At 44.7% G+C, this 16,259-nt stretch carries 11 protein-coding genes; 3 read left to right on the top strand and 8 right to left on the bottom strand.

From position 1 onward, the window contains the following. Nucleotides 1-6: 6 nt before the first annotated feature. The 8 genes from ACEN2L_RS14445 to xthA all read right to left on the bottom strand — a co-directional run bounded on the left by ACEN2L_RS14445 (nucleotide 7) and on the right by xthA (nucleotide 6,694). Nucleotides 7-534, bottom strand: coding sequence for a CIA30 family protein (locus tag ACEN2L_RS14445; protein WP_441744696.1), 528 nt, complete (start codon nucleotides 532-534; stop codon nucleotides 7-9). Then, complete coding sequence (locus ACEN2L_RS14440; protein ID WP_441744694.1) at nucleotides 531-1,187, bottom strand: flavin reductase family protein; 657 nt, start codon at nucleotides 1,185-1,187, stop codon at nucleotides 531-533. Before ACEN2L_RS14440 ends, ACEN2L_RS14445 begins: the two co-directional genes overlap by 4 nt. A 259-nt stretch (nucleotides 1,188-1,446) precedes the next feature. Then, nucleotides 1,447-2,598 (bottom strand): ABC transporter permease, encoded by a 1,152-nt coding sequence (locus tag ACEN2L_RS14435; RefSeq protein WP_441744692.1) that lies wholly within the window; start codon nucleotides 2,596-2,598, stop codon nucleotides 1,447-1,449. Further along, nucleotides 2,595-3,527, bottom strand: coding sequence for an ATP-binding cassette domain-containing protein (locus tag ACEN2L_RS14430; RefSeq protein WP_441744690.1), 933 nt, complete (start codon nucleotides 3,525-3,527; stop codon nucleotides 2,595-2,597). Before ACEN2L_RS14430 ends, ACEN2L_RS14435 begins: the two co-directional genes overlap by 4 nt. Next, a complete protein-coding gene (locus ACEN2L_RS14425; protein WP_441744688.1) occupies nucleotides 3,527-4,504 on the bottom strand; it encodes an HlyD family secretion protein in 978 nt (325 codons plus the stop codon). The genes ACEN2L_RS14430 and ACEN2L_RS14425 overlap by 1 nt, the downstream gene beginning before the upstream one ends. Next, nucleotides 4,491-5,138, bottom strand: a complete 648-nt coding sequence (locus ACEN2L_RS14420; protein ID WP_441744686.1) for a TetR/AcrR family transcriptional regulator — start codon at nucleotides 5,136-5,138, stop codon at nucleotides 4,491-4,493. Before ACEN2L_RS14420 ends, ACEN2L_RS14425 begins: the two co-directional genes overlap by 14 nt. Nucleotides 5,139-5,219: 81 nt before the next feature. Further along, complete coding sequence (locus tag ACEN2L_RS14415; RefSeq protein ID WP_441744684.1) at nucleotides 5,220-5,876, bottom strand: energy-coupling factor ABC transporter permease; 657 nt, start codon at nucleotides 5,874-5,876, stop codon at nucleotides 5,220-5,222. A 2-nt stretch (nucleotides 5,877-5,878) separates the two neighbouring features. Further along, nucleotides 5,879-6,694 (bottom strand): exodeoxyribonuclease III, encoded by an 816-nt coding sequence (gene xthA, locus ACEN2L_RS14410; protein WP_441744682.1) that lies wholly within the window; start codon nucleotides 6,692-6,694, stop codon nucleotides 5,879-5,881. A 203-nt stretch (nucleotides 6,695-6,897) separates the two neighbouring features. On the opposite strand from xthA, the gene recC reads away from it, so the two are divergent. From recC to recD, 3 genes are read left to right on the top strand one after another with little or no spacing between them, the layout of a single operon-like run. Further along, nucleotides 6,898-10,353, top strand: a complete 3,456-nt coding sequence (recC, locus tag ACEN2L_RS14405; RefSeq protein ID WP_441744680.1) for an exodeoxyribonuclease V subunit gamma — start codon at nucleotides 6,898-6,900, stop codon at nucleotides 10,351-10,353. Then, nucleotides 10,353-14,051: an exodeoxyribonuclease V subunit beta gene (recB, locus tag ACEN2L_RS14400; RefSeq protein WP_441744679.1), complete on the top strand. Its 3,699-nt coding sequence runs from the start codon at nucleotides 10,353-10,355 to the stop codon at nucleotides 14,049-14,051. The genes recC and recB overlap by 1 nt, the downstream gene beginning before the upstream one ends. Continuing rightward, nucleotides 14,045-16,003, top strand: coding sequence for an exodeoxyribonuclease V subunit alpha (gene recD, locus ACEN2L_RS14395; protein ID WP_441744677.1), 1,959 nt, complete (start codon nucleotides 14,045-14,047; stop codon nucleotides 16,001-16,003). Before recB ends, recD begins: the two co-directional genes overlap by 7 nt. The last annotated feature ends 256 nt before the right edge of the window (nucleotides 16,004-16,259 follow it).

Raw genomic sequence — 16,259 nt, 5'->3', positions numbered from 1 at the left:
TTTGGGTTAGTTAATCGCTATATCATCAATAAGTAAGCTAAAGGGCGCTAGGTTTTTATCAGCGATTAAAAAGCCTAGTTGACTCACATTAGCAAATTGCAGTTTTGGGGCATTAGCAACGGCTCTGCCTCGGTAACTTGCGGTAAAATCTAAGGGGCTAAAACTAAATGTTTGCCACTTTTTACTGCCTTTGGTTTCAAACTCTACTTTATAGGCAATACCATCCATATTGTCGTTAGTGCGTAAACGAAACTGGTAGGTACGAGGCTCTCCTTTAACTTTAATTGCAATACGTTGTGCCTCTCCCATGCCGAGCAATAACTGTGCGCGAATCGATGCAAATCCCCCATTATTGGCCAGTGACAATTGACCAGTAAAGTAGATATCATCTTCGATTAGGCTAAGTTTACTATTGGATTGGCCGCCCATTACCGAGTCGTTTATGACATACCAGCGTAGTTGGGGGAGCAGACTTTTAGCCATCGCCGATTCAGTGATTAACATCAGTAATAAGCCGAGTAGGACACGTTTCAAACCTCAATTTCCTCTCCATCAAGATCTAATTTTTTAGGCTGAGTGCCCGGTTTAGCATAGCTTAAACGACCGAGCCTTTGGTTGGTGTGGTAGCTATCTAAGCTCGTTATACTAAGGGTGTTTAGGCATGATAAATCGATAAAGCCGTCTTTGCGTAAGGCCTGTTCATCTACAATAATATCGCTGACTTCACCAATCACCAATTCGGTATTGTTGATAGCGAGTGTCACAACTTCACGAAGTTCAAGGGCATATTTTAGTTTGCTTTGTTGCACAAAGGGGGCAATACATGGTGCGAGATATTCTTCTTGTAAACCTACCGCACTAAATTCAGATACTGTTTGTTCATAACGGGCAGAGGTTTGATGGGCTTGTTGCCAAAACTCAGCAGATACCTGATTGATAGTGTAGTGCTTTGTTTGCAGAATATTCTCAAGGGTGTGCCTTGGCACAGAGTGCGGACGCATCAGCATACCGACTAATGCGGGATCTGCGCCGATATGAAATACCGAACTCACAATCGACAAATTAGTTTGCCCTTGGTCACTTATGGTTCCGATTAAATTTGCGCTCTTATAACCTGAAAGACTATTGATTAGCCTTGCTCGGAATTGGCTTTCGAAATTTTTAATGTCTTGCTGAGTTATATGCATAAATAAGTTCGGGTTGCTTGGGCTTCTAGCCATAGTAACAGTATTAAAATTTAAACGTAGTAAAGCGACGATGAGATCGCTTAGCCAACGTAAATATATCTATGGCTTGATATCTTCACGTAAATAGCCCCTTGGTTAATTAGGTTTATTACTACTGTGGCAATCTCAAGAGGCTAGGGGAAGGCCCTCAGATTTGAGCCACGAGATCTCTTGCTTGAGTAAAGAGCTAAAACCAATAATTCAAGGCTCATTCTACCCCTTAATCTAAAGTTCGTTTGTAGCGGGCCATTGCAATTACGCCCACCACTAAGGTAAAGGCCAATATAGCGGCTAGCTCGTATTTGATGCTGTTGAAATCTGCCGTTTTAAGCATTACCCCGCGCACAATCCGCAAAAAATGAGTAAGTGGGAGGACTTCGCCAATCCACTGTGCCCACTGTGGCATGCCTCGAAACGGAAACATAAAGCCAGACAGTAACAAAGAGGGTAGAAAGAAAAAGAAGGTTAATTGCATCGCTTGCATTTGTGATTTAGCCAGGGTTGAAAAGGTAAACCCTAGGGCCAAATTAGCAATAATGAATAAAGCCACTGCGGCCAATAATAACCATAATGATCCCGTAAAAGGCACATCAAACAGATAACGAGCGGCCAATAAAATTATAAGGGTTTGCACCGCCCCCACACCGACATAAGGCATGATTTTGCCAATCATTACCTCGAGTGGTTTAGCGGGCATAGCCAGTAAATTTTCTATCGTGCCTTGCTCTACTTCGCGGGTCATGGCCATGCCTGTTATCATCACCATAGTCATCGTAATAATCACCCCAAGTAGCCCTGGCACAATGTTGTATTGCGTGAGACCTTGTGGGTTATAACGCCGTTGAATAACCAAATCCACAGGTGAAAGCCCGGCATTGAGCTCACTTAAACTGCCTTTTAGCTCGTGGCGTAGTGCTGAATCAATGATAGTTTGCGCACGACTAATAGCATTTGAAGATGCGGCTGGATCAGAGGCATCCGCTTCAATTAGCAATTGTGGCCTCTCGCCCTTTATCAATTTGCGAGTAAAGCCACTGGGAATGGTAATAACAAACGACACCTCTCCTTTGGCAAGCAGGGCATCTGCTTGCGCATAATCAGCCACATTATGCTCAAGTTTGTAATAGCCTGAATTTTGTAGCCCTTGTAAAATAGTACGAACTAGCGGGCTTTGCTCGTGTGCGACAACGGCGGTGGGAAGCTGTTTAGGATCGGTATTAATAGCATAACCAAAGAGCATCAGTTGCATCAGTGGTACACCAATCATCATGGCAAATGTCATGCGGTCACGGCGCATTTGGATCAGTTCTTTATTTGAAATTGCGAGTAATCGACTTAGGCTTGCAGAACAAGAGGCAATAAACGAGCTCATTGATAACTCCGTTTATCTTCGCCTGCGCTATCCATCAAGGCAATAAATACGTCTTCCAAGCTCGGATCAACTTGTTGCCAATGAATCGTTGGGGTAATGGTTTGAATGGTATGTAATAACGCTGCTTGATGGTAACCACTGACGTGCAGTGCGGCGCCAAAATACGCAGCATGAGCCACTCCTGGTTGCGCCCGTAATTTCTCAGCCGCTAATCTCACTCCTTCTCCTATTGCCTTGTAAGTAAATAATTTAGCGTCCTTGATAATTTCGTGCACGGTGCCTTGCGTAATAAGTTGCCCATGGGCTAAATAGACTATTTTGTCGCAGCGCTCGGCTTCATCCATGTAGTGGGTAGACACCAAAACAGTTAAGCCGCTGGCCGTTAGATGGTGGATTTCGTCCCAAAAATCTCTTCTAGCTTGCGGATCTACCCCTGCGGTAGGTTCGTCTAGTAGTAATAATTGGGGGTGATGCATTGTGACCGCAGCTAAGGCTAAGCGCTGTTTCCAACCGCCAGACAGCTCGCCAGCTAACTGTTTTTGTCGATGCTGTAGTTGCAATTTTTCTAAGGTGTCATTGACTAGGCTTTTGCGTTGGGGCAACTGATATAAACGAGCGACAAAATCGAGATTTTCTCGAATAGTGAGATCGTTCCAAAAGGAAAACTTTTGCGTCATATAACCCGTTAAGCGCCGTATTTGGGTGGCTTGTTTGAGGATATCAAAGCCTAAACATTGACCACTGCCTTCATCACAGCTGAGCAAACCACAAATCATGCGTATGGTGGTGGTTTTACCTGAGCCATTAGGGCCTAAAAAGCCCCACACCTCACCTTTAGGTAATTGGATACTGACGTCATTTACCGCGACTTTATCACCAAAGCGTTTGACGAGACCCTGTACATCTACCGCTAATTCTCTTGATGCCATTAGGGGGTCACTTCAACAGGTAAACCGGGTCTCAATAAGTGGTCACCAGCATCTTGAGCGGAGAGGCGGGCTTCGAGCAAAAACATCAGTTTTTGCCGTGATTGTTCATCGTAAATAACCGGCGGGGTAAACTCGGCTGAACGGGCAATATGGAATATATGTGCGTCTATTGGTGCAGTAATGCCGTCGGCATGGATGTTGACAGATTGACCTACATCAAACTGACTCAGTGCAGCTTGAGGTACAAAAAAACGAATAATGAGGGCATCCTTTGGCAATATAGCAAGTACGGGTTTACCTGCAGTAATAAATTCGCCTTGGCGATAAAAAATCTCCTCAATTTTACCGCTTATCTGCGAGATCACTTGACGTTGTGATAACTGCCACTGGGCTTGTTCTAGGTTGGCTTGCGCTGCTTGCTCTGCGGCAATTGCGCTATTAGTTAGTTCTTGCCTGACGCCAAGTCTCGCGACTTCAATACCGGCTGTTATGATCTTGAGTTTGGCAATACTGCTTGCATAGTCGGCATTCACTTGGCTTGATTTGGAAGCAGGCGCTAAACCTTCTTCAACCAGCTTATTCCAGCGTGTTTTTTCAGAAGCGGCAAAATCCACCGCCACTTGCGCTTGTTGGCGCTGTGCGTTTAGCTCAGCTATTTCTTGCTCTCTGGCGCCAGTGAGGCCATTACGCTCTTGTGCTTTCGCTTGGGCTAAACGAGCCTGTGCTTCTTTTATCGCGGCTAACTGTTGTTCATTATCCAAGCTAAATACCAGAGTATTGCTGGAAAGCGTATCACCCGCTTGCCATGGCATATTACTCAACCATCCGGCTTGCGGTGCGGCCAGATAAACTAATTCGGCTTCTACGTAACCTGTAAACGAGGGTTGCTCTGACTCAGTATCACAAGACATGAGTATAAATACACCAAGGACAGAACAACTGATATGTCGCCAAATACGGGTATTATGACTTATCATTTTTTGTCTCCCAATTAACCTTTAATATCACGAGTAGATGCTTGGTGTGTAAGGCAAATAAGGCATCCAGGTCGAGCATGTTTTGTTGTTCATCGCTGCTTTCAAATACCATGCGCCACACCACTGAAAAAATGACCGGTGCAATGATCAAACGCGCAGTCATTGGAATATCACTACATTGCCATTCTTTCGCTTCAACCGCTTTGGTGATAATGGTTTCAAGTAAGCTAAACATACGGTTTAGCACTTGTTCGCGGTAGTAAATCACCAATTCAGGAAAGGCTTTGCCATCGGCAATAATGACTTTTACTAGTTTAGGAAGGGGCGTGTTTCGAACAATATGGGCGATACTTTGCAGTAAAAATTGCAGAGCTTGTTCGCCGGTTTTCGTCGCTAAGACCTCCTGACTGGTGAGGTTGATGGTCGGTACGGCAATTTCTTCGATCAAGGCTCTGAATACATCTTGTTTATTGGCAAAATAAAGATAAAGGGTGCCTTTGCTGACATGGGCTTGTTTGGCAATATCCTCCATCCGCGCTGCAGTAAAACCCTTATCAAAAAATTCATTTAGGGCGGCATGCAATAAGGTATTACGACGTTTATCTTTGGCTTGCTCTGTTCTGGCTCGTTGCATAGCTACTACTTTAAATAACTGACTGGTCAGTTATTTAAAGTAGTCCTACTCGGAAGGTAAAACAAGTAGCGGGGTAAAAAATTAGTTTTTTGAGTCTAAATAATGTTTATCGTAGAAGGTAAAGACCCAATGGGGTTTATAAATAATTAACAAGGTAATGGTCATGCCATTAAACATGCCTTCAGGGAACAGCAACAAGGTGGTGATCATTAAATAATTGTCTACGATGACTGGCCACGTGTAGACGCCGTCAAGATAATAATAGCCGCTTAACAACAGCATTTTTACACCTATGGTTAAGGCACCTGGTATAAATGCGCACAGAAAGATATACACAAATATATTTTTTGGCAGTTTGTGAAAACTCAAACTGTATATGCCATAGGTGAGAGCAATCGGAGCCAGGCAGCCAGTCAGAAAGTTTACCCCTAACATGCTGATAGGTTCGATACCAAAGAGCGTTAAACTCAATAAGGCTAATGCACTACTCACTATTGCCCACCTAAACCCTAATACTAAGGGCAAGGCCGCCAGCCATAAAAAATGCACTTGTGGGTGGCCAGGTATACCTGTTTGAATACTCCATAAAAGGGTTAAGCAGACAGCGCTACCAAACACTAAGTGTTGGCATTGTTTGTCGTTTACCAAACGTTCAAAAGGCAAACGCCTGACAATAAAGTAAGCCGCAATGACCGTTAAGAATAAGGCAATACTCTGGATATCACTGAAATACGGCATCGTTATTTTTCGGTCTCAAAAACAGCCCAAATGGGCGCGTGATCAGAAGGCTTTTCAATTGCCCTGAGTTCGTAATCAATATCGGCTTTTACCAACGTATTATGCAAACGCTGTGTGGCTAAAATCAGATCAATGCGTAACCCTCGATTATCAGCAAAACCGTTGGAGCGATAATCAAACCAGCTAAATTTTTCTGTTTGCTCAGGGTTTAGGTGCCTAAAACCATCTCTTAACCCCCAGCTTAGCAGTGAATTAAGCCAGTCTCGCTCTTCAGGTAAAAAGCTGCATTTACCCTGTTGTAGCCAGCGCTTATGACTCGCTTCACCAATACCAATATCGCCGTCGGTGTGCGAAACATTGACATCGCCCATCACTATCACTGCATCATCAGGCGAATGGCTGCTTGTCAAATACGCCATCAAATCTTGATAGTATTTACGTTTGGCCGGATATTTAGTTTCATGGGCTTGATTTTCGCCTTGCGGGAAGTAACCGTTTAATACTCTCACGGTCTCACCATGGGGCAAAGGGTAGTCCAGCATAATCATGCGCCGCTGCGCATCCTCTTTGTCTGTGGGAAACCCATATTGCACATTACTAGCAGGCTGTTTACACAGCATCGCTACGCCGTAATGCCCCTTTTGACCATGAAAATAAACGTGGTAGCCCATGGCTTCAATTTCTGCGCTGGGAAACTGCAGATTATCAACTTTTATTTCTTGCAAGCCGATGATATCTGGCTGATGTTTATCGATAAGGGCTTGAAGTTGGTGTAAGCGGGCGCGGATCCCGTTGATATTAAAAGAAACGACTTTCATTGCCTTACCTAATTAACGTTAACTGACCAACGCACGAGGCGTGAATGGCCAGCATGATAGCAAAATCTCAAGGTGAGCTGAAATAATTTAAGTGCTTAGCGGCATTTTATACACGCCTGTTTATGCATAAAATGAAAGAAAATTGATTTCAAAATCAGTAACTTTGTTACACTAAGCAAAACAATAAAAGACCTAATACGCTTATGTTGCACCTTGTTCAGTCAAATAAAATGGAAATGCTGGCTGACAGTTTGATTGACTGTTTGAGTCAACAACACCGTTCCCCTGAATCGCTATTTGTACCTGACACAATCTTGGTACAAAGCCCGGGTATGTCGCAGTGGTTAAAAATACAAATTGCACAAAAGCGCGGTATTGCCGCCAATGTTGAGTTTCCTTTGCCCTCGAGTTTTATTTGGGAATTGTATCGCCAAAACATTAAACACTTACCCGAGCAAAGTGCTTTTACCAAGCCCAACATGACTTGGAAGCTGATGAGCTTGTTGCCCTCGATGTTGCACCATACTGAATTTAGTTCGATTGCCAATTATTTAGCGAATGCGCCGCTGCTAAAGCAATATCAATTAGCCCATAAAATTGCCGATATTTACGATCAGTACTTAGTCTATCGCCCGGAATGGATATTGGCGTGGGAGGCGGCGGATACAGTTGACGGCTTAGGGCAAACTGAGCATCCCAAGCAAGAATATGCGGGGCCTGATGAAACTTTGCACCCCTGGCAAGGCATATTATGGCGCGCGATGTGTCGATACAGTGTGGCGCTAGGTGAGTCTCGTTATCATCGAGCCAACTTGCACCAACAACTACTCAGCACATTGTCTGCACAAGCACCTGATGGTGATCAGCAAAAGCCCTTGTTTGTCTTTGGTTTGTCGGCCATGCCGCAGCAACAGCTTGAAGTATTAGATGCCTTAGCGGTCAACCGAGATGTGTTTGTCTTTTGGTTTAATCCCAGCCAGCACTATTGGGGCGATATCGTGGATGGTAAAACCATGGCACGGGCACACTTACAACAGTTAATTAAAAGCCAAGGGCAGCAAAGCGAAGCGGATTATTTGCAATCGGGCAATCCGCTTTTGGCTTCTTGGGGAAAATTGGGCCGCGATTACCAAGATATGTTGCTGAGCTTTGATTTTGTGCAACATGATTATTTTGTCGAAACACAGCCGCGCTGCATGTTAGAACATATTCAAGCAGAGATTTTTGAGCTGCAATTTAGACACAGTTTCGACAGTTTAAGCCCCATTGAACTCTTAGGAAATGGCGAAGCCTTTCCCAAAACCCAGATTACAACTTGTGATCGCTCAGTGCAGTTTCATGCGTGTCATTCTCGGGTGAGAGAGCTTGAGGTATTACATGACCAACTTTTAGATTGGTTTGCCCAAGATGAGCGCAATCAGCCTGGCGAAGTAATTGTAATGATGCCTGATGTGGGCGCTTATGCGCCATTTATTGAAGGCATATTTGGCTCAGCGCCAAGTCAACGCTACATCCCCTTTGGTATTTCTGATCGCAATATCAGTGAAGAATCCCCCTTGTTAACGAGTTTTGTGCAGTTAATGAAACTGCAACAAAGCCGTTTGACCTTAAGCGAAGTTATGACGTGGTTAGCTGTACCGGCCGTGATGCGTCAATTTGATCTCAACGAACAAGAATATACTTTATTACAGCATTGGTTAGCCGATGCCGGAGTGCGCTGGGGCTGGGATGACGCCGATAAAAAGCGATGGGAGTTGCCCGAGCAAGGGCAAAATACCTGGTTGTTTGGTCTGCAACGTCTGTTAGCCGGTTATGCCATGGACGCCAGCCAATTATTGCATTATCAACAGCAACTGTTGTCACCCTATGCTGATATTGAAGGTCAGCAAGCCGTGGCACTGGGCAAGTTTTATGTGTTCGCCCAGCAATTGCTCAAGGTGCTGGACTTTTGCCAGCGCCACGCCAGCCTTGCTGATAAAGTCACTGAATCTTTAGCCATTATCGATGCCTTGTACGAGTGTGACGAGCGAGAGCTAGTCGAGCTTAGTCAGCTTCGTAAGGTGCTTGAGCACATTTCAAAACATCAAAGTCAATGCGAAGGCGAAATTGACCAAGCGGTTTTTGTGGCAGAAGTTGAGCAGCAACTCAGCGAAAAAGGCGTGGGTCAGCGTTTTTTAGCGGGTTACGTGAATTTTTGTACCTTGATGCCCATGCGCAGTATTCCCTTTAAAAAAGTGTGTTTACTGGGCATGAATGATGCCGATTATCCGCGCCAAACCGTGCCAGTTGGCTTTGATCTTATGCGGGTATCACAAGCAAAACGAGGTGATCGTTCTCGCCGCTTAGACGATCGTTATTTATTTTTAGAGGCCTTATTGTCGGCCCGAGAGCAACTTTATATCAGTTATCTGGGCACTAGCCAAAAAGATAACACCGAGTTGAGTCCCTCTATTTTAGTCAGTGAATTACTTGAATATTGTGAACAAGGCTATGCGCTTGATGGCGAGCTACACTTAGTACCTGCCCAGACTGCCAAAAATTTGCGTCAGCACTTAATCACCAAGCACAGCTTACAGCCCTTTGCAGATGACTATTTTATTGGCAATACTCGATTGCCAAGTTACAACGAACAAGCCGCTCAAGTCGCCATCACTCGCCAGCAAAAACCACTGCTACACCAATTTAATGCCCATCCTTTACCTGCTTTTTATAGCGTGCAAGCGCAGCGTTTGTGTTTTGATGGCATACCTGTGGATATTAACCTAGAAGAACTCATACAGTTTTTTATGAACCCTACTAAGGCCTTTTTTTTACAGCGCTGGCAGTGTCGTTTTAGTGGATTAGGTGATGAACTACTGGATGACGAGCCCTTTAGTTTTGATGGTTTAGACAAATACCAGCTCAACGAGCGTTTAATGGCTGAATTAATTCAACAGCAGCAAAATCAACACCTAGACAGGCGGGATATCTCTGAGCATTTTGCTCAGCAGTTGCGCGCAGAAGGGCGTCTACCGGTCGGATATTCTGGTCTTATCGCCTTAGAAACCATAGTTAACAGTAGCCAAGCCTTAGCCACCGAAATGGCAAAGCAAAGTGGCGGGCAAAAAGCCCGGTTATTGCCCATCGATTTAGTGCTTAATTGTGAGTATCAACATCAAGCGGTACACATCAATCTGCAAGGGCAGGTGACTCAAATATTTGGGCCTCAGTTAATTTTATGGCGCAGCGGTAAACTGCGCGCTAAAGACCGTTTACGCACCTATCTCAGCTGGTTATGTATCTGCGCCCAAGCGGGTAATGATGGGATTGAACGTGCAGTATTTATTGAACTAGAGGGGCAAAAAGTAAAAAGCTGGGAGCTGCAAAAACTGAGTCAGGCGGAGGCGCACACATGTTTAAGCGAGCTTGTAGGCTTATTTATTAAAGGCCAGCAAACCTTGATACCGTTTTTTCCTGAATCGGCGTGGCAGTGGGTAGCCAGTGAAGATAAACAAAAAGTATTTGATACCTTTAACGGTCAAGACGGTGGCTTTATTGCAGGCGAGGGGGCCGAGCCACACATTGCCCGTGTTTATCCCGACCTTAAGCATGTGTTTGAAGACTTTTGCCAACTCAGCGAGCAAATATTATTACCCCTGCAAAAATTGAGTGATATCTAATGCAGCCACTTAACACCCTAACATTTCCCTTATATGGTGCATCACTTATTGAGGCCAGTGCTGGTACGGGCAAAACCTACACGATAGTTAACTTATATTTGCGTCAGTTATTAGGCCATCATTGTCAGGCCTTAAATGTCGATCAAATTTTAGTGGTTACCTTTACCAATGCAGCCACAGCAGAGCTAAAAGAGCGGATTCGGCAACGTTTGCAACGTGCCTATTTAGATTTTTATCGCGGCGAAAGTAACGACAGTTTTATTCAAGCCCTGTATGAACAAATCGATAATTCCGCGCTGGCTACGCAACGTTTAGCTCTAGCCAGTAAGCAAATGGATGAAGCAGCGATTTTTACCATCCATGGTTTTTGCCAACGGGCGTTAACCGAACATGCTTTTGAAAGTGGTGCCATGTATGAGCAGCAATTCATACTGGACGAAAGTGAATGGTTAAAACTGGCGGTGGCCGATTATTGGCGCACTCATATAGTTACTCAACCAGCAGACATTCAATCTTTGTTGTTAGAAATTTGGTCGCAGCCCGATAAATTACTTATGACCTTGCAGCCATTATTAAATCGAAAGGCTGCCCCTCAATCGAATATCGCTATCGGTGAGGTAGTGGCTCTGAAGCAAGACTACAGTCAACAAGTGGCAGATATAAAACGCTGGTGGCTTGACAATAATATTGCCAGTCTGTTGCAGCAAGGCCAGTTAAAAGCCAATGTTGTGGTGGGTAAACCTGCAACCTTTGAAGCCATGCAACGCTTTTGTGAAAGTAGCCAATTGTACCCGACATTTTGTAAAGAAGGCTGGTTGTTGTATGGCCCAGCTAATTTAGCAAAAGCCCTTAAAAAGGGCGCATCTTTGCCTGATATTGATTTTAGCCGTTTTGAACACCTAGCTGCATTAGCGCAACAAGTTCTCGATGGCATCAAACTCGCATTTTGCCAAGACGCCTTGGTAAAAGTAGCGCACAATCTTGCGACTCAGAAAAACCGATTGCAGTTAATTTCACCCGATGATTTATTAACCCATCTTGGCCATGCTTTGGTTCCACAAAATGGCGAAGAGGACAAAAACAATGAATTAGCCACTGCCTTACGTGCGCGATACCCAGCGGTGTTGATTGACGAATTTCAAGATACCGACCCGGTGCAATACCGTATTTTTCAGCAAATATACGCGCAAGCTGCGGCGCCACTCGCGACTGAATTGGCGCAAAATGACAGTAACAGCCCCAAGTCCCCGTGCTGGATCATGATTGGCGATCCTAAGCAGGCTATTTATGGTTTTCGAGGTGCGGATATTGTTACTTACCTGCACGCTAAAAAACAGGTTAGCGTGCAACAACAATTTACTCTTGATACCAATTGGCGCTCAACCCCTCAGCTAATCGCTGCGGTTAATACACTGTTTATGCACAATCAGCAGCCAGAAAGCCAAAAAAGTGCATTGTCATTTTATCCAGTAAAAGCCGGAAAAGATGAAACGGGTTTACTCATTAATGGTCAAGCTCAGGCCAGTTTAGACCTGTGGCACTTGTGTTCTGACAACGACAAACCCATTGCAAAAGGGCAAGCGCAGCAAAGCTTGGCGCACTATTGTGCTAGGCAGATTGCCACCATTTTGCAGGAAAACAGCACGGTTGCAGGCAAGGCGGTGCGAGCCGGTGACTGTTGCGTATTGGTGCGTAATCGCAATGAAGCGCAATTGGTTAAACTTGCTCTACAAGAACTCGATATTGCCAGCGTGTTTTTAGCCCGTAAAAGTGTCTTTGCCAGTCAAACGGCACTTGATTGTTATAGGCTGTTGAGCGCGCTTAGCCAACCTGGTGATGACAGAGCAGTAAAAACAGCACTTTTGACGGAACTTTTTGCTATTAGCGCTTTTGAATTAGATAGCTTATTTAATGATGACAACGAGTGGCAGAATATCATTGCGTTGTTTCATCACTGGCATCAGGACTGGCAAAAATACGGCTTGATGATGGCCATGAATAAAGTCATTAGTCATTTTAGAATTGAGCAAAAAGCACTAAGACATTTTAGCGATGGTTTGCGCCGCGTGACCGATTTACGGCATGTGCTAGAGCTTTTGCAACAACGTAGTTTAGAAGTGCAAGGGCATGGACAGTTAATGCATTGGTTCAGCCAATGTTTGCAAGACCCCGATCACTCAAACGACAAACAGCAGTTACGTTTAGAAACGGATGCCAATTTGGTGCAAATCTCTACCTTACACGCCTCCAAAGGTTTGCAATATCCCTTGGTGTTTATCCCTTTCGGTAACAGTTACAAATCCGCGCAATCGGCCGTTTTTCACGCTGACGAGGGGCAACTGCTGGTGGATTTTTTGGGGCAAGAAAAAGCCATGAAGGTGGCAGAACAAGAGCGCTTAGAAGAAGATGTTCGTTTGTTGTATGTCGCGCTTACCCGCGCAGAATATTATTGTGCTCTGGGTGTATGGCATAACATCAGTGATGATAGACGCCGTCGTTCGGCCTTTTTAGAAACTGCTCTAGGTGCGATTTTATTGCCACAAGGAGTAGAGGTAACCGACCAGCTCATTGCAAGGTATATTCAGCAGCTAAGCCATCACGCAAGCCAACAAGGCAGTATCACTTATTCGAGTTTTTATGCCGCTGATTTACCAGACCTAAGGTTAATCACGCAAACAGACAATTCGCCTCCCACTTTTGATGCAGAGCCTGTTGTTGCTGATCTTGTTGCGCTGCAATTAACTAAGCCCATTGAACGGCAATGGCGTTTAACCAGTTACTCGGCTATCAGCCAACAACAGTCTCATCTTGAGGTACTCATACCGGGCATGGATGAAGGGCGTGATGCCGTGCAAGAAGAGCAAATTATGACAGCCACTGAGCGAGAACTAAACGCCTTCACCTTTGAAAAGGGGGCGAATGCGGGATCGTTTTTACATGGCGTTTTAGAGAATATTGACTTTACTCAAGCCAACTCCTTAGCTGAGGTGATTAAAGAGCAAAGCCTGAAATTTGCCATTGGGAAAGATTGGCAAGAGCCCTTATATAATTGGCTTAGCGACCTGCTAATGGCCAATATTGCCACCAGTCAAAGTGGTGCAGTATTGAGTTTATCGCAACTTGCACCCACACAGATTAAAGTAGAAATGGAATTTTACATGCCGCTTAAACAGGTGCAAGTGGCGGCGTTTAATCAACTGATTAATCATTTTATGCCCCATTCAATTAGGCAGTACGAGTTTGCTCAGCTCAATGGCATGTTAAAAGGTTTTATCGATTTAACCTTTGCTTTTGAGGGTAAATACTACGTTGCTGATTATAAATCTAATCATTTGGGCCTCGACTACGACCATTACCAACTCGCCTCATTAGAGCGGGCAATGCAAGAACACGATTATCACCTACAAGCTATTTTATACACCTTGGCCTTGCATCGCTGGTTAAAACAACAGCTGCCACATTACCGTTATCAAGACCATATGGGTGGGGCGTACTATTTGTTTTTGCGTGGCATGCACAGCGAATTGCCGCAAAGAGGGGTGTATTACTACCGTGCAGATGAAGCCTTTATTTGCGCCTTAGATACGTTGTTTAATGGTGAGCCCTTACCCGATTTTGTGCCCACACATTCAACAAAATCTGAGCCACCTAAGCCGCCAGGTGATCAAATAGACCAAGGACAGCTTGACTTATGGTAGAGCAATCTATTGAACAGTGCGATTCGCCTAGTAGCCAACTTTTAAGCGTACTAGACAAGCTACAAACTCAAGGTATTTTGCGGCCGCTCGATAAGGCCTTTGCACTTTTTATTGCCGAAGGACTCGACGCGCAACACCCCGAGCAATACCTCAATGTGAGTTTATTAAGCGCTTATTTAAGTGCGAGTTTAGGTGAGCAGCACAGCTGCATTGAACTAAGCCAAATACAAGGCGTGTTTGCGCCTGATTTTTATTTTGCCGAGCAAGCAGAGTTAACACGCTATTTGCAGCAGTGCTCGATGGTTGAAGTGATCACCTTGCCTTTTAGTATTGCTAAACTCAGTTGTAATAAACCTATTGTGCTAGATGGTAACAGCCTGTATCTGCAGCGCTATTGGCTGTATGAAGGTGAATTGGCTGAGCAAATATTGGCCCGAGCCAGTCAGCAAAAAGGGGTAGATGAGCTAGGCTCGCTCCAACTATTAAAACAATTGTTTAGTACAGCAAGCCAACAAGAGTTGGATTGGCAACAGGTAGCAGTTTGCCTTGCCGCCCGTCAGATGATCAGTTTTATCACGGGTGGCCCGGGAACAGGCAAAACCACTACGGTGACCAAATTATTGGCATTATTACAAGGTTTAGCGCGAGCCAAAGACAAGGTCTTGTCGATTAAGTTAGTGGCACCAACCGGCAAGGCTGCAGCGCGTTTAACCGAATCTATCGCCGTAGCTAAACTAAAATTACCCGCCGAGTTGCAGCAAAACCTGCCTGAGCAATGCCAAACCATACATCGTTTACTGGGCGCTAGACCGCTTAGTCCTTACTTTAAAGCCAACGTCACACAACCATTACACCTTGATGTGCTGGTAGTGGACGAGGCCTCAATGGTTGATTTACCACTAATGAGTAAGCTATTTTCCGCTTTGCCCAGTAAGGCACAAGTTATATTGTTGGGTGATAAAGACCAGCTAGCCTCAGTTGAAGCAGGCAGTGTGTTGTCAGATATTTGTGCTGCGGTCACCAGTCAAGCCCAACACTCAGGATTAGCTGCATATAGCCCAGCCATGCAACAGCAGTTACAGCAGGACCTGCAACTGCCAATAAGCAAACAGCAAGTCAGTGCGCAGCCAACGAGTCACATTCAAGATAATTTGGTGATGTTACAAAAAAGCCATCGATTTAGTGCAAGCAGTGGCATAGGCCAATTGGCCACACACATTAATCAAGGTGAAATACAACCCAGTATTACACTGCTTAAAGCGTCTACCATGGCCGATGTGAGTTGGATTGAACCTAAGGCGACTTTTTCTAAGGCCATCTATGATGAGCAATTACAAACCTTAGTATTAAATTTAATGCCGATTTACCGCAGCTATTTTAGTGCAATTAAACAAGGGAATTTGCAAATGGCCTTTGCGTGTTTGGCGCGCCAACAAGTGCTTTGTGCTCAGCGCAATGGCCCTTGGGGGGTAGTGGAACTTAATCGTGTCATCCAACAAGAATTGAGCGCCCAGGGCTTAATTACCACCAGCCAAGATTTTTATGCCGGACGGCCCGTGATTTTGACCCGCAACGACCATAATTTAAAACTGTTTAATGGTGATATTGGTATTGTCATGCCAGATCCCGCTAACCCTAGTCTCACTAAAGTATGGTTTAACATGGCAGAGGGCCACTTATCCGGCTTTTTACCCAACCGTATTCCGCCTCACGACACCCTTTACGCCATGACAATTCACAAAAGCCAAGGATCTGAATTTGAACAAGTGCATTTGTGTTTACCACTGATAAATCAACAGTCAAAGGGCAGAGGATTAAGCCGTGAACTGCTATACACAGGATTGACCCGCGCTAAACAAAACTTCACCCTATACGCTCAGCAACAAGCTTTGCAGATTTGCCTCAAACAACAATGTGTCAGGGGCAGCGGATTAGCTCAAAGGTTGAAATAGTATTCGCTGCGAGTGGCGAGTAAAAACGGGATCTTGTGTAATAGGAAGGTGAATTTTTTGCGGTGCAGCCTTTTGTAATGACTGTTTCTCGACAACCGTTGCCGCGAAACGGCGTTGTTTGTTCAGCAAAAATTGAAATAAACAACTAAAAACAAAACACGCATTTATGTGCTGCAAATTACTCTTTTAGCTGAGTATTTAATCTCTGAATCCCGTTTATTTTTTCAATTTGTCACCCCAGTGGAGTGAAACGATG

Origin of the sequence: Flavobacterium sp. W21_SRS_FM6, from assembly GCF_052119645.1 — a bacterium.
Lineage (GTDB): Bacteria > Pseudomonadota > Gammaproteobacteria > Enterobacterales > Alteromonadaceae > Paraglaciecola.
Note: the sequence above shows the minus strand (reverse complement) of the source record. Positions and strands in the feature narration are given on the sequence as shown.

Excerpts from the sequence above, each read along its gene's own strand:
- ACEN2L_RS14440 (WP_441744694.1), bottom strand. The coding sequence starts at position 1,187 with ATGCATATAACTCAGCAAGACATTAAAAATTTCGAAAGCCAATTCCGA.
- ACEN2L_RS14435 (WP_441744692.1), bottom strand. The coding sequence starts at position 2,598 with ATGAGCTCGTTTATTGCCTCTTGTTCTGCAAGCCTAAGTCGATTACTC.
- ACEN2L_RS14430 (WP_441744690.1), bottom strand. The coding sequence starts at position 3,527 with ATGGCATCAAGAGAATTAGCGGTAGATGTACAGGGTCTCGTCAAACGC.
- ACEN2L_RS14425 (WP_441744688.1), bottom strand. The coding sequence starts at position 4,504 with ATGATAAGTCATAATACCCGTATTTGGCGACATATCAGTTGTTCTGTC.
- ACEN2L_RS14420 (WP_441744686.1), bottom strand. The coding sequence starts at position 5,138 with ATGCAACGAGCCAGAACAGAGCAAGCCAAAGATAAACGTCGTAATACC.
- ACEN2L_RS14415 (WP_441744684.1), bottom strand. The coding sequence starts at position 5,876 with ATGCCGTATTTCAGTGATATCCAGAGTATTGCCTTATTCTTAACGGTC.
- xthA (WP_441744682.1), bottom strand. The coding sequence starts at position 6,694 with ATGAAAGTCGTTTCTTTTAATATCAACGGGATCCGCGCCCGCTTACAC.
- recC (WP_441744680.1), top strand. The coding sequence starts at position 6,898 with ATGTTGCACCTTGTTCAGTCAAATAAAATGGAAATGCTGGCTGACAGT.
- recB (WP_441744679.1), top strand. The coding sequence starts at position 10,353 with ATGCAGCCACTTAACACCCTAACATTTCCCTTATATGGTGCATCACTT.
- recD (WP_441744677.1), top strand. The coding sequence starts at position 14,045 with ATGGTAGAGCAATCTATTGAACAGTGCGATTCGCCTAGTAGCCAACTT.